16 protein-coding genes are annotated in these 13,362 nt (G+C 63.3%); 11 read left to right on the forward strand and 5 right to left on the reverse strand.

Annotation, left to right across the window (positions count from 1 at the left end; genetic code table 11):
- Positions 1-3 precede the first annotated feature (3 nt).
- From QFZ40_RS03185 to QFZ40_RS03195, 3 genes are all read right to left on the reverse strand, one after another.
- Complete coding sequence (locus QFZ40_RS03185; protein ID WP_306902802.1) at positions 4-1,128, reverse strand: LCP family protein; 1,125 nt, start codon at positions 1,126-1,128, stop codon at positions 4-6.
- A gap of 102 nt (positions 1,129-1,230) precedes the next feature.
- Complete coding sequence (locus QFZ40_RS03190) at positions 1,231-1,878, reverse strand: arsenate reductase/protein-tyrosine-phosphatase family protein (RefSeq protein ID WP_306902803.1); 648 nt, start codon at positions 1,876-1,878, stop codon at positions 1,231-1,233.
- A 53-nt stretch (positions 1,879-1,931) separates the two neighbouring features.
- Positions 1,932-2,627 carry a TetR/AcrR family transcriptional regulator gene (locus QFZ40_RS03195; RefSeq protein WP_306902804.1) on the reverse strand — a complete coding sequence of 232 codons (696 nt, stop codon included), beginning with the start codon at positions 2,625-2,627 and terminating at the stop codon, positions 1,932-1,934.
- Between the two features lie 83 nt (positions 2,628-2,710).
- Between QFZ40_RS03195 and QFZ40_RS03200 the strand changes: the two genes are divergently transcribed.
- The 4 genes from QFZ40_RS03200 to QFZ40_RS03215 all read left to right on the forward strand — a co-directional run bounded on the left by QFZ40_RS03200 (position 2,711) and on the right by QFZ40_RS03215 (position 6,433).
- Positions 2,711-3,562 carry an alpha/beta fold hydrolase gene (locus tag QFZ40_RS03200; protein WP_306902805.1) on the forward strand — a complete coding sequence of 284 codons (852 nt, stop codon included), beginning with the start codon at positions 2,711-2,713 and terminating at the stop codon, positions 3,560-3,562.
- A gap of 41 nt (positions 3,563-3,603) precedes the next feature.
- Positions 3,604-4,599, forward strand: a complete 996-nt coding sequence (locus QFZ40_RS03205; protein WP_306902806.1) for an NADP-dependent oxidoreductase — start codon at positions 3,604-3,606, stop codon at positions 4,597-4,599.
- 60 nt (positions 4,600-4,659) lie between these two features.
- Positions 4,660-5,526: an alpha/beta fold hydrolase gene (locus tag QFZ40_RS03210; protein ID WP_306902807.1), complete on the forward strand. Its 867-nt coding sequence runs from the start codon at positions 4,660-4,662 to the stop codon at positions 5,524-5,526.
- A 76-nt stretch (positions 5,527-5,602) separates the two neighbouring features.
- Positions 5,603-6,433 carry an enoyl-CoA hydratase/isomerase family protein gene (locus tag QFZ40_RS03215; protein ID WP_306902808.1) on the forward strand — a complete coding sequence of 277 codons (831 nt, stop codon included), beginning with the start codon at positions 5,603-5,605 and terminating at the stop codon, positions 6,431-6,433.
- A 155-nt stretch (positions 6,434-6,588) separates the two neighbouring features.
- Here QFZ40_RS03215 and QFZ40_RS03220 read toward each other — a convergent pair whose 3' ends face one another.
- The gene (locus tag QFZ40_RS03220; RefSeq protein WP_306902809.1) at positions 6,589-7,314 is read right to left on the reverse strand and encodes an SDR family oxidoreductase; all 726 of its coding nucleotides are present in this window, start codon (positions 7,312-7,314) and stop codon (positions 6,589-6,591) included.
- A 152-nt stretch (positions 7,315-7,466) separates the two neighbouring features.
- Here QFZ40_RS03220 and QFZ40_RS03225 point away from each other — a divergent pair, with 152 nt between their 5' ends.
- A complete protein-coding gene (locus tag QFZ40_RS03225; RefSeq protein ID WP_306902810.1) occupies positions 7,467-8,072 on the forward strand; it encodes a TetR/AcrR family transcriptional regulator in 606 nt (201 codons plus the stop codon).
- A gap of 88 nt (positions 8,073-8,160) precedes the next feature.
- Here the strand turns inward: QFZ40_RS03225 and QFZ40_RS03230 are convergent, their stop codons facing one another.
- Positions 8,161-8,826: a helix-turn-helix transcriptional regulator gene (locus tag QFZ40_RS03230; protein WP_306902811.1), complete on the reverse strand. Its 666-nt coding sequence runs from the start codon at positions 8,824-8,826 to the stop codon at positions 8,161-8,163.
- A gap of 169 nt (positions 8,827-8,995) precedes the next feature.
- Here QFZ40_RS03230 and QFZ40_RS03235 point away from each other — a divergent pair, with 169 nt between their 5' ends.
- The 6 genes from QFZ40_RS03235 (at position 8,996) to QFZ40_RS03260 (ending at position 13,267) form a co-directional block, all read left to right on the forward strand.
- The gene (locus QFZ40_RS03235; protein WP_306902812.1) at positions 8,996-9,472 is read left to right on the forward strand and encodes a hypothetical protein; all 477 of its coding nucleotides are present in this window, start codon (positions 8,996-8,998) and stop codon (positions 9,470-9,472) included.
- On the forward strand, positions 9,469-11,349 hold the full coding sequence (locus QFZ40_RS03240) for a glycoside hydrolase family 15 protein (protein ID WP_306902813.1): 1,881 nt from the start codon (positions 9,469-9,471) through the stop codon (positions 11,347-11,349). The genes QFZ40_RS03235 and QFZ40_RS03240 overlap by 4 nt, the downstream gene beginning before the upstream one ends.
- A complete protein-coding gene (locus QFZ40_RS03245) occupies positions 11,333-11,734 on the forward strand; it encodes a DUF488 domain-containing protein (protein WP_306902814.1) in 402 nt (133 codons plus the stop codon). The genes QFZ40_RS03240 and QFZ40_RS03245 overlap by 17 nt, the downstream gene beginning before the upstream one ends.
- 189 nt (positions 11,735-11,923) lie before the next feature.
- Positions 11,924-12,226 carry a DUF3040 domain-containing protein gene (locus QFZ40_RS03250; RefSeq protein ID WP_306902816.1) on the forward strand — a complete coding sequence of 101 codons (303 nt, stop codon included), beginning with the start codon at positions 11,924-11,926 and terminating at the stop codon, positions 12,224-12,226.
- Between the two features lie 42 nt (positions 12,227-12,268).
- The gene (locus QFZ40_RS03255) at positions 12,269-12,526 is read left to right on the forward strand and encodes a YegP family protein (RefSeq protein WP_306902817.1); all 258 of its coding nucleotides are present in this window, start codon (positions 12,269-12,271) and stop codon (positions 12,524-12,526) included.
- A 45-nt stretch (positions 12,527-12,571) separates the two neighbouring features.
- Positions 12,572-13,267, forward strand: a complete 696-nt coding sequence (locus tag QFZ40_RS03260; RefSeq protein ID WP_306902818.1) for a uracil-DNA glycosylase — start codon at positions 12,572-12,574, stop codon at positions 13,265-13,267.
- The last annotated feature ends 95 nt before the right edge of the window (positions 13,268-13,362 follow it).

Here is a 13,362-nt window from a genome sequence, read left to right on the forward strand (position 1 = left end):
GCATCAGTTTCCGCCCTGGAGGCCGTTCGCCGCTACATAGCCGCGCAGCGTGTCGGTTTCCATGGCCTGGGAGATGGCGCCTATGGCCAGCGGATCAGTCAGCACGATTGACTGGCCATCGGCGGAGGTGCCGGTGCCCAGCGTGGGGAGCGTGAACATCACCATGTCCTGGCGCCGCACGTCCTTCAGTTCTATCGCCAGTCCGGCGAGGGCGGCAGCATCCAGGCCGGAGTCCACGCTGATGAACGGGGCGATGGCGCTGACAACTCCGTGGACTTTGAGCGGGTTGAGCAGCGTGTCGGCGCTCAGGTTCTTAGCCAGCAGCGCCTGCACGAAAGCCTGTTGGTTGCGTACCCGCTGGTAGTCGCCGTCCGCGAACGCATAGCGCTCGCGGACGAACTCCAGGGCGTGCTTGCCGTCGAGGGTGTTCTTGCCCGCCGGGAAGGAGACCTCGTCGTGGAAGGACACGAACGGCTGCCGGATGTCCACTTCCACCCCGCCCAGGGCATCCGTCATACCGACGAAGCCTTCGAAGTCGATCATGGCCACGTGGTCGATCCGCTGGCCGAAGATGGATTCAACGGTCTGCACCATGAGGGGCACGCCGCCGTAGGCCAGTGCGGCGTTGATCTTGGCCTGGCCATGACCGGGGATCGCTACCCACAGGTCCCGCATCAGGGAGATGGAGTAGATCTTGGAGCGGTCGGCGGGGATGTGAACCAGCATGAGGGTATCGGCGCGCTGGTTGGATCCGGCTCCGGATACGGCCTCCTGCGGGGTAGCGCCGCGGCTGTCACTTCCCATGACCAGGATGTTCATCGGCCGGCGTGAGCCCGGGTCACCCGTTGTGGCGGGCGGAACCGCGCCGGCCACGCTTCCTGCCCCGTTCGGCCCCGGCCCTTGGAGAGCGGCTGGCTGCGGCCTGGTGGATTCGTCGGGGAAGGCGTTATCGATCTTGGTGGTCTCTGAATCGAAGATGCGGCCCAGGCTGAAAAGGTAGGCTCCTGCCGACGCCGGAATGAGCAGCACCAGGGCCAGGAGCACCAGCAGGACTGTCCGGAGCGGACGGCGGCGGCGCGCAGAATCGCCCGGAGTGGCGGTGCTGGCGTGCTCGGACGTGGTGCCCATTGGGGAAAATTAGCACCGGCGTCGGGGCCCCCACATCAGGGGAATCCGCAGAAAACCCGCACAATAAACCACAGTCAGCCGGACGACGACGGCGGCACGCTTTCAGGCGGGGGCGTTCAGCCGTGCGTGGCGCAGGATGGAGACGATCGCGGGGGCCAGTTCGTCTTCCATCTGGCGGTAGGTTTCCGGTCCGCGGCGGTACGGGTCAATGATGTCGTTCTCGGAAGGGTCAGCCGGCAGTGACAGGTGCCGGACCGACGCAGCGCGGGCAGGTAGCCCCCGCCAGAAGTCGACGTGGGCGGCCATCGGGTCTGCTTCCTCCTGCGCCAACGGGGCTGAAGCAGGGGAGGAAGCAGCGGCGCGATCGTCCAGGACATCCAGCATCCGGGCGAACTCGCGGATGGTGAAGGTGCGTTTCAGAAGGGAGGCGTCGAGCTGAAGCACGTCGCCGCGGTGGCCGGAGGTCATAGTGAGGACCAGGTCCACGCCGCGCAGGATCCTGCTGGTCAGCTGCCGAGCGGCGAAGTTCTCGGGATTGCCGCCGAAGGTCCTGACCATATCCGCTGAAGGCGGCTGCATGGGCTCGCCCACCATGGCGCGCGTGCCGGCGCTCGTCACAACGAATCCTCCCGGCACCACCTGGTCCAGTCCCGCCTGCAGCAGCCGCTCCGCCGCAGGGGAGCGGCAGATGTTGCCTGTGCAGACAGTCAGGATCCTCACGTGTGCGGGGGCGAATGCGGGGGATTCCAAGAAGTACTCTTTCCAGCCGGTGCGCCGGACCTGTCTGGTCCGCACTTTTCAACTTAACACGTGAAGGTGCGGCTACTGCCCAAGCCGTGTGCCGCCGTCGTACTTTCCGGCTGATGCTGAGCCAGGATAGAGCGGGTTTGCTCACTAATGTCCGCGAGGACCTCCTCCACGGAACGGTCAATATAGACAGCGGCGGTGGTGCTCAGGTGCAGGATGGCTGAGATCACCCGGGCTAGCGTCCGGGCATCCTTTGAACTGATTCCATCGCGACGAGAGAGCACGTTTGAGACAGCGTCCTCCAAACGAGCGGCCAGCATGAGTCCTTCACGCCGATAAGGCTCTCCGGGATCACCGAAAACGAGTTCGTGCAGATAGGTGGGGCCGTTCTCGAGGTGCTCGCGCAGGCACGCCACCACTGGTTGCATCAGTGCCAGTAGTTCATCCACGGTCCCGGTGTTGTCCCCCTCCTCGTCCCTCGCTTTGTCCTTGGCCTTGTCCGCCCCTGCCACGCCCTCATCGAGCGCCGCGGCGAACTTCCGGTTTTGCACCATGATCAGCAATTCCGCTTTTGTCGCGGCGTACAGGTACAGGGTTCCGATGGCGACGTCGGCCTGGTCGGCAATCTGCTGCGTTGTCACCCGTCTCACGCCATGCAGCGCGAAGAGATCCCTGGCGGCGAGCATGATGCGTTCCCGTTTGTCCTGCTTTCCGCGCTCACGGCGCCCGGGCGCCCGGCTTTCACTGCACATGGCAACCTCTCTTGACATCATTACTGAGTGCGCTCATAATTGAGTTTACTCGGTAAATCGAGGAAAGCCATTAGGAGCCAGGAATGACAGAGCTACTCTGCACCCCGAGCCAGCGAACTGCGCCGACGTTGAGTATCTCGGTGGCAGGGACAAAATTCGCCTATCGTGAACTTGGCTCCCGGACAGACATCCCGTTGGTTGTCCTGACTCATCTGGCCGCCAATCTGGATAGCTGGGATCCACGGCTCCTCGACGGCTTGGCTGAGGACCGCCGCGTGATTGCCCTTGACTACCGCGGGGTGGGCAACTCCACAGGTAAGGTTCGCGACTCCATCGAGGACATGGCTGAGGACATGGCCGCAGTGATCCATGCCCTCGGATACGACCGGATCGATCTGTTCGGGCTGTCAATGGGCGGCATGGTCGGCCAGGCGATGGCCGCAGAGATGCCGGAGCTGATCGACCGGCTCATCCTGGCCGGCTCCGGCCCCGCCGGGGGACCGGGGCTCACCGCGATGACCCGCGTCTTCATGAAGACGGCCTTGCGGGCAGCCATCACCTTCCAGGATCCAAGGACGCTGCTGTTTTTCACCCGCACCCCCGCCGGGAAGAAGGCAGCGGGCGAGTATCTCGCCCGGTTGAAGGAGCGCACTACCGGACGCGATAGGCCAGTCACCCCGAGGGTCTACCGCGCCCAATTGGCCGCGGTGCGCCGATGGGGCCTGCAGCAGCCGGCCGGTCGTTCGCAGTTCGCTGGCCCGGCGCTCATTTTCCACGGGGACAGCGACCTCATGGTTCCGCCCGCGAACGCCACCGCCCTCACAGGGCAGCTACCAACCGCGGCACTCACTCTTTTCCCGGATTCCGGTCATGGCGCCGCCTTCCAACACCATTCCGCGTTCATCGACGCGGCCCGCGTCTTCCTCCGCCGATAACGGAAAACCAAGCACTTCACACAGAAATAGGAGCAACAAATATGAGAGCCTTCGTCATCAACAAGTACAAGGGCCCGCTGCAGGAATCAGATGTCCCCGAGCCAACGGTTGGGGAGCGTGACGTGCTCGTACAGGTGCAGGCCGCAGGCCTGAACGTGCTCGATGCGAAGATCCGCGCAGGCGAGTTCAAGCAGGTCCTGCCCTACAAGCTTCCCTTAATCCCTGGCAACGATGTCGCCGGAACCGTCATCCGTGTCGGCTCGAAGGTCCGCGCCTTCAATCCCGGCGACGAGGTCTATGCACGGCCCCACCAGGACCGCATCGGTACGTTCGCCGAGCGGATCGCCGTCGACGAGGCCGATCTGGCCCTGAAGCCGGCCTCGATCACTATGGAGGAGGCAGGTTCCCTGCCCTTGGTCGCATTGACCGCGTGGCAGGCCCTCGTTGAGCTCGGCAACGTGCAGCCAGGACAGAAGGTCCTTATCCACGCCGGCGCTGGCGGAGTCGGGTCCATCGCGATCCAGCTCGCGAAGCACCTCGGTGCCACGGTCGCCACAACAGCGAGTGCCGGAAACCTGGATTTCGTCCGGGAGCTAGGTGCCGACATTGTCATCGATTACCGCAGCCAGGACTTCGAACAGCTCCTGAGCGGCTACGACCTGGTGCTGGACAGCCTGGGCGGACAAAACCTGCAAAAGTCCCTGCGCGTCCTCAAGCCCGGCGGCAAAGCCATCGGGATCTCCGGACCTCCGGACCCGGCCTTTGCACGGGAAGCAGGCATGAATCCACTATTGCGGCTGGCCGTTGCGGGCCTTAGTGCAGGCGTCCGCCGTCAAGCGAAGAAACTTGGCGTGAGCTACGAGTTCCTGTTCATGCGCGCCAGCGGCGACCAGCTGCGTCACATCACAGCACTCATCGACAACGGCTCTCTGCGCCCTGTCGTCGGACGGGTCTTCCCCTTCGATCAGACCGCCGAAGCCCTCCAGGGGCTGGAAATGGGCGGCATCCGTGGCAAAGCCGTCATCAGCAATCCCTGAGCGCAGCGGGCAGCTGAACAACCTTAACCCCACTTCAACAACACTTACGGGAGCACCATCATGAATACGCGTGAGCCTTCGAAAGAACCCGTCATCACGTCCTACGCCAAAGCGCCGTCCCGCACCATCAATGCCGGAGGCACCAGCTACGCATATCGGGAACTCGGACCTAAGGGCGGGGTCCCCGTCATTTTCTTTGTCCATCTCGCGGCGACCCTGGATAACTGGGATCCGCGCATCATTGACCTCATCGCGAAGAACCACCACGTCATCACGTTCAACAACAAGGGTGTCGGCGCCTCCACCGGCCAGGTGCCCGACAGTATCGAGGCGATGGCAGACGACGCCTACAGTTTCATCAAGGCACTCGGATTCGGAAAGATCGACGTCTTCTCGTTCTCCCTCGGCGGCATGGTTGCCCAGGCGCTGATCCTCAAGCACCCGGAGCTCGTCCGGAAGCTCATCCTCACCGGCACGGGACCCCGGGGCGGCAAAGACATGGACAAGGTCATCGGAACTACCTACTACGACATACTTCGCGCTGCCCTGACCCGGTCCGACGCCAAGGAATTCCTGTTCTTCAACCGGGACAGCGCAGGCAAACAGGCCGCCAAAGCCTTCGTGAAACGGCTGGAGGAGCGCACCGCGGACCGCGATGCGCCCATCAAGATCAAAGCCTTCCGGACCCAACTGAAGGCCATCAGGAATTGGGGGCGCGGAAAGTCTGCTGACCTGTCCAGGATCACCCAACCCACCCTGATCGCCAACGGGGACAATGACCGGATGGTCCCCTCTGTTCTCTCCGAGGATCTGCACCGCCGCATTAACGGTTCCGAGCTGATCATCTACCCCGGCTCCGGCCACGGAGGCATCTTCCAGTTCCACGACAAGTTCGCCCCGGTCGCCGTCGAGTTCCTCGCCCGCTGACGGCACTTGAAACTCGCCGAACGGACGAGCAGGAACTCCCACCTATCCCGATATCGATGCATCTTTGGAGCAGAACATGACCGAGCAGAGCACCATCCACTACGAACGCACCTCACCACAGGTCGCGAAGATCACCTTTGCGAACCCGCCCGTGAACCTGATCGCCGGCGAGACCGTCCTCCGCCTCACCGGGATCGTCGACGAGTTGGCGACCGATCCCGACATCCAGGTCGTCGTGTTCGACAGCAGCGTGCCCGACTTCTTCTACAACCACTTCGACCTGGCCGCGGCTGCCGACTTTCCCGCCCCCGAAGACGAGAAGACATTGCCGGTGTGGACCGACCTGGTCCTGAGGCTTTCCAAGGCCCCCTACATCAGCATCGCCACCATCCGAGGCCGCACCCGTGGCGGAGGCAACGAGCTCGCACTAGCGTTCGACCTGCGCTACGCCAGCCGTGAGAAGGCGATTTTCGGGCAGCCCGAGGTCGGCAGCGGCCTGCTGCCCGGTGGTGGCGGGACGGAACGGCTTCCACGCACCATCGGTCGTGACCGGGCACTGGAGGTTATCCTCACCAGCGCCGACTACGACGCCTCCACCGCCGAGCAATGGGGCTGGGTCACCCGCGCCCTGCCTGACGCCGAGCTGGATGCCTTCGTCGAGAGCATCGTCGCCCGGCTGGCCTCCTTCGACCGCACATCCCTGGCGTCCGCCAAGTCGATGATCAACAGGGCCTCGCTACCGCCGGACGCGGACCTCGCCGCCGCTTACCGTGAGTTCGCGCACTCCCTCACCCTGCCTGGATTCCTCGCTCGCGCCGCAGGCAGCCAGGCGCTGGCAGAGCAGGCCGGCATCGAGTTGGAATACCGACTCGGCGAGTACATCGGCATCGCCAATCAGCGACGCTGACACCAGTTACCACGAGTGAGGGCCGCAGCATTTGCTGCGGCCCTCATGCATTCCACGCCACTTCGACGGTGAGCGTCAGCCCGGTAGAGCGACCGCTGCCGCTTTGCCGATGCCTGAGAAGGCACCCGTCATGAGGGCGACCTGCTGAGTTGCTGTCATGACTGGCTCGTGACGTTCGTGCCCTGCAACTGCGGGTAAAGAGCTTCGATGGGAGCGCTGAGCCCGGCCTTGAGCTGGACGGATGTCTCATCCGCGAGCACTTCATACTCTCCGGCTTCGACGGCATCCAATACGATGCGGACCAGATCAGCCGGGTCCGTTTTGGGGTCGGTAGTGTGCGCGGCCATTGCGGTGTCAACCCACCCGACGTGCACACCCACCACATGGACGCCTTCGGGGGCGAGTTCCAGGCGCAGAGAGTTGGTGGCTGACCAGAGTGCAGCCTTGGTGGCGCTGTAGATGCCTGCGACGGCGTACCAGCTCAGTGCGGAGTGGATGTCGATGATGACAGAGTCGTCCTTCGCTGAGAGGATCGGTGCGAACGCGCGGGCGAGGAATAGCGGGCCGAGAAAGTTCGTCTCCACGTTGTTCCGGATTTCCTCATCGGTCTGGGTAAGGATGCCGAAGCTGGCCACGGACGCGCCGGCGTTGTTGACCAACACCGTGACGTCGCCCGCCGCCTCAACAGCTGCCTGGATGGAAGCCGGGTCTGTGACGTCGAGGGTGAGCGGGATGATGCGCTCGTCCTCCCAGGTCCGGGGGGTGCGGGCGGTGGCGTAGACCTTGCTGGCGCCGCGGGTGAGGGCGTCGTGGACGAAGTGCGTTCCGATGCCGCCGTTTGCTCCGGTGACGAGTACGACGGCTCCATTAAGTGAGGGCATTTTCTTGGACTTTCTTGTCGGGATAATCCGCGCCGGTCAGCGCGCATCGTGTCGAGGAGTCACCTCATGGGAGAATAAAAGTACTGAGCTCACACAGGAGTGACTATACTCATAAGTGAGTGTGGTCAGAATGTATTCCCGGAGGAAACGTAATGTCAGTCGCCCCTCAAGCGGTCGGACGGCGCGAGCGGAACAAGCAGAACAAGCTCGACCGGATCACGGCTGCCGCCCGGGAGCTCTTCTCGGAGCATGGCGTGGATGACGTCACCACGCAGCAGATCGCCGACAAGGCTGATATTGGTACGGGGACCCTGTTTCTGTACGCAAAGACCAAGGGTGAGTTGCTCCTGCTTGTGCAGAACTCCACCTATGCCGAGGCGCTCGTCGCCGGTCGGGCCGCTGCCGAAGCAATCCCCGATGTGTTCGAGGCTGTGATGGCAATCGTTCGTCCGGTGGTGGAGTGCAACCGCAAACAAATCGATAACGGCCGGACCTATCTTCGAGAGCTCGTGTTCGGCGACCCCGAAGAACCCCACCACCGGGAAGCCCTCACTTTGACTGTCCAGACCGAGCAGGCGATTGCTGACGTACTGGCGCGCGACCCGGGGCTGGAGCCACGGAGCGCTGCCGTGCTCGGGCATGTTGTCTCGGCGATCATGTTCCTCAGCCTGGCGGCCACGATCAACATCTCCCGCTCGGTTGATGAAATCGTCTCCGAAATTTCGGAGCAGGTTCGGGTTCTCCTGCCGAGACGTTAGCAGCAAGCCTTCCAAAAACAGCCTGAAGCCAATCGCGACGCCGGGGCCCGGCTGTGTGGTCAGCGGGGGCTTTTAGCTGCGTGCCGGCTTATTCCGTCGCCACTGTCAGCCGGGCGCAGCAGGGCGCACTTTCGGGTGCGTCCTCAACCCGGTGCTGTGTGTCGTTGCAGCCGTCCAGTGTTCCCTGGAGGAGCGAGACATTGAGGCCGCAGATGAGGCCGATGTGGTCCTTAGCGAGGCGGTGGAACGGGCAATTTCCCAGGGAAAGCCCCTGTGCGTCGGCCTCCGGTTCAAATCCGTTGTCTGCCAGCGCTTGCGCGGTGTTTCCTGCAAGCAGCCCTAGTTTTTGCCCTTCCCGGTAGGCAACGGTGTGAAGGGCTTCCTCGACACGTTCGCCGGTAACCATGGACGCTTCAATCGCGGAAGCGAGCACACGGGCCGCGAGTTCATATTCTCGGGATGGAAACGAGACGCTGACCTCGTCAAATACCGGCTTGTACAGCTTCGCCGGCCTTCCCGATCCGGGGCCGGTGCGCGTTCCCATTTTCTTGCTCTCGGTTTCCAGCAGGCCCTCACGGACCATCTTCTCGAGATGGAAGGCTGCTGTGCTCGGCGCGACGTTCAACATCCTGGCCAGCTGATCCCGGGAAAGTGGGGCGGGGCTGCGCACGAGTGCCCGATAAAGTGAGCGACGAACCGGATCGGCCAGCACTGCGACACCCGGCTCCCGGGCGGAAGACCCCGAAGGTTCCATGGGCAAATTCAACCACCTCCGAGAGGACTTGACGCACCCCAGTCTACGTTCTAAATTCAATAGAACCAACTTTAGAAGGCGGCATGAATGCCATTCCCTCCTTCGCTTCGCAGGCAGCTCTCTGCACGGCGTGATCATCCCGGGCGAAAGCCTCCTGAGGCGGGCTGAGATGGACTGGCAGGGTTGGGCCTTATTCGGCCTCCTGGCCACCACCGTGCTGACGGTTGTCATGATCGCGGCCCAGATGGCCGGCTGGACCCGTCTTGACCTGCCGCTGGTGCTCGGCACCCTGGTGACCCCGGACCCGGATCGGGCGCGCGTCGCGGGATTCTTCATTCACCTTGTTGCCGGCCAGGTTTTCGCCCTGGGATATGCGGCTACCTTTGCCCTGCTGGGCCAGGCCACCTGGTGGCTCGGGGCTTTGTTGGGGCTGGTCCACGTCGCCGTTGCTTTGACGGTGATCCTGCCGCTGCTGCCCGGGGTCCACCCGCGGATGGCCTCTACAAGGGCCGGGCCCGCCAACCGGGCTGCACTTGAACCACCCGGGCTGCTCGGCCTGAACTACGGAATCCAGACACCCGCCGTCGCCATTGTCGCCCACGTGGTTTACGGCATGGTGCTCGGACTGCTGCTGAGGGCATCATGAGAACCCCGAGGGAAGCTGAAGCCGAAATGCGCGAGGAGTCGCCCGCTGCAGCCCCGCACTGGGAGCCCTCACCCATCGCGGACTACGGGCTGCTCGGTGACACCCGCACCGCAGCCCTTGTCTCCGCGGACGGGGCGGTGGACTGGCTCTGCGCCCCCGCGTTCGACGGCGAGCCGGTCTTCGGCGCACTCCTGGGCGGCCCTGAGGCCGGAACCTTTCTGGCCGGACCGGTCCTGCCTGCACAGCGGGTCATGCGCCGGTATCGTCACCATAGCGCAACCCTGGAAACAGCCTGGTCAACAGGCGAAGGCCGCCTCATCCTAACGGAAGCGATGGTGGCTGACGTTGCCGGCCGGCTGCTGCCCACCACCGTCCTCATCAGGCGCCTCACGGCAGAGGGCGCTCCCGTGCCCGCTGTGATCTACTTTGATCCCAGGCTGGGCGAACGGCACCGGCGCCCACGCGTCCGCCGCGGGCGAGACATGGTCTGCGACTGGGGTCCGCTGGCACTGTCCCTTCACTGCAGCCCTGAGACGGATATTGAACCAGGCCGCCGGACCTACCTGACGGTCGAACCCGGCCAGCCCGTTACCCTCGTACTCTCCGTGGCCTTCGGCGAACCGATCATTCACCTCGATCCGGCAACTGCGTGGGGCCTCGTCGAGGATGACGAGGCCCGCTGGCGGGACTGGACTGACGACGTCGATAATGACATTCCCTTTCGGGAGGCCGTCCTCCGGAGCCTGTTGACGCTTCGGCTGCTGACGTATTCCCCCTGCGGCGCGCCCGTCGCAGCTCCGACCACGTCCCTGCCGGAGTACCCGGGAGGGATACGCAACTGGGATTACAGATATGCCTGGCCGCGGGACGCCAGCATCGGCGTCGGTTCCTTCCTGGGGGTCGGCAAATCAGCTGAGGCGCTGAACTTCCTCGGTTGGCTGCTGCACGCCAGCAGGCTCGAACGGCCCCGCCTGCCGGCGCTGCTGACCCTTGCCGGCGGACATGTGCCCGCGGAGCGCACCCTCAATGGCTGGCCGGGATACGCCGGGAGCGCGCCCGTGCGCACCGGCAACGGCGCCGCCCACCAGCATCAGCTCGACGGCTACGGATGGGTCCTCGACGCCGCGTGGGTCCTGGTGCAGGGCCGGCACCGGCTCTACTCAGAGACGTGGCGTGCCATGCGCGGGTTCGCTGACTTTGTAGCCCGGCGGTGGCAGGAGCCGGACGCGGGAATCTGGGAGCTGCGTGCCGATGCCGCCCATCACGTCCACTCCAAAATGATGGGCTGGCTCGCGCTGGACCGCGCACTTCGCATCGGACGGACCCACCGCCTTGGATCACGGCAGCGACAGCGATGGCAGACCGCCAAGGAAAATATCGCCGCCGAGATCAGGGCTGAGGGCTTCGACCCAGCCCGGAACACCTTTACCCGCACTTACGGATCCTCCGACCTGGACGCCGCACTTCTGGTCCTGCCCGTCATCGGCCTCGAAGACGCCGCTTCGCCACGTATCAGGGGAACAGTGGATGCAGTCAGGGAGGAACTGTCCGCAGGATTCCCCTTCCTCTACCGTTACCCGCCCGGGCGGGACGGGCTGCCCGGAACCGAAGGCGCATTCCTGCCTTGTTCATTCTGGCTCGTGCAGGCCCTCGCGCTCACCGAAAGGCACGATGAAGCCACAGAACTTTTCACCGCGCTCCTGGACAGAGCCACGGTGCTCGGGCTTTACAGCGAAGAAATCGATCCCGCCACCGGAGTCCTCCTGGGGAACTTTCCACAGGCCCTCACCCACGCCGCGCTCGTCCAGGCAGCCCTTGCCCTCCGCACATCTCGACTGGAAGGCGGGAGGAAAGAGCACGATGACAACCCCCTATGAAGTGAAAGTGCGGCGGATCTGTGAAGAGCCTCTTAAGACGGACGGAATGCGCATCCTCGTGGACCGGCTCTGGCCACGTGGCCTCAGCAAGGAAAAGGCGCACATCGACGAATGGTGCAAAACGGTAGCGCCGTCACCTGAGCTGCGAAAGTGGTACGGCCACGACCCGGACCTCTTCGAAGATTTCAGCCGCCGCTATCGCAAAGAACTCCAGGAACCCGAGCCGGCAGCAGCCCTCGATCGGCTCGGCGACCTTGCGCGCCAGTGTCCCTTGACACTGTTAACCGCAACCAGGGAGCCGGGGATCAGTGAGGCAGCAGTACTCAGCAAATTGATCCAGGAGAGCCTCCGGCGCCCGGGTTCCCGACCCGAGGCGTCCCGATAGAGCAGCGTCGGGCCCCTTTTGCAGCAGGGTATGCCTGGGCAAGAGGCCTCCTTGACTTACCTCGGGAACCAAATTATGGTCGGTTGATACTAACATTAGAGATGTTAAATTTAGAGTTGCAGCGCACAGTGAGTGTGCGCGGCAAGGCCCATCCGACAGTGGAGGAGGGGTTTCCAGAGGAGGTTCGTGATGCCGTTGTCGGACCGAGAGCGGAAAGTACTTGAAGAACTGGAGCTGGACCTGGCCAGTGAGGATCCACGTCTGGCCCGGCAACTCTCGTCGGGTTCTGTTGGACAGAGCTTTAGGGCCCGCTCCTACTTCGGTGCCATGTCGTTCCTGATCGGGGTTGTGTTGCTCATCGCCGGAATTGCGGCCCAAATCATCCTCGTCGGGATCGGCGGTTTCCTGCTGATGGGAACTGGTTCCTACCTTCTCGTGGAGAGGGGCTTAGCTGGCCGCTTTGCCGGGCCCAAACCAACGAAGCACGCTTGACACTTCATACTCAACCGAAACTATCCCTGGGAGGATGCGGCCGTGACAGGAATATTCGAACTGGTGGAACCCAGCCGCGGAGCCTTTGCGTTCAGGCTGCTCTCCCACCACGGGAAAGTATTGGCCGTGTCCGGAACCTACAGCGATAAGGATTCGGCCGAAGCGGCCATGCGCCTGGTACGCGAATGGGCAGCTACAGCGCCGGTCCAGGATCGGACAACCGGAACATCGCAGCCACCACCGTCCTTGACCACAGATTCACGTTTTGAACAAGGGGCTCCCTCCCGATGGTTCGGATGAACAGGTCCGGAACTAAAAAGGAGGCCCGGAACAATAAGGGGATGCATGGCCGCCCTTTCCATCCACACGTTCGTGCAAGGGCTCGCTGAAACCAAAGCCGGTGGGAATAGCGACAACTTCTTCGATTTCACCAATCCGGAGAACGCCGCCCGCCGAAGTAATTTGGAGCTGTATCTGCAGGAGATGGTTCTGAGGGAACCAACTGTTCTCCTCTTGGGGGAGGCGCCCGGATTTCGAGGAATGCGGGTTACCGGCGTCCCGTTCACTAACACGGCCATTCTCGACGTCGGGTCCAACCACTTTGGACTATTCGGGCCCGGAAAGGGTTACATGGTTCCGCCAGGAACGGTCTTAGCAGCTGAACCGACAGCCACGGTGATGTGGAAGGTTCTCGAGGAGCTTGATTTCCTGCCTCTGCTTTGGAGCGCCTACCCGCTCCATCCCCACCTTCCGAACCGACACCTATCGAATCGCACCCCCACCGCCGCTGAGGCCATCGCGGGTCAACACTTTTGGCTCGACTTGACCCGTTTGTTCGCCATCACATCTGTGGTGGCCGTCGGGAACGTGGCCTACCGCGGCATTCTCGCCACCGGAAGGTCCGTGCCCAAAGTGCGGCATCCAGCGCACGGAGGCAAGGAAGGGTTCCGCAGCGGATTGCGTGAGCTTCTGGAAGCCGGGATCGCCGTCAACCCTGACGGCAAGGAACCCCGTCCCAATGTTGTCCGGTCTCTTACCTAAGAAGATCACCAGGGTCAGCTGTCGTTTCTTTTCCTATGCGGGTTACCACAGTCCTGACCCAAAGGTCTTCAAAAGAGGCCAGTGAAGTCCTCATA

The organism is Arthrobacter pascens (assembly GCF_030816475.1).
GTDB lineage: Bacteria > Actinomycetota > Actinomycetes > Actinomycetales > Micrococcaceae > Arthrobacter > Arthrobacter pascens_B.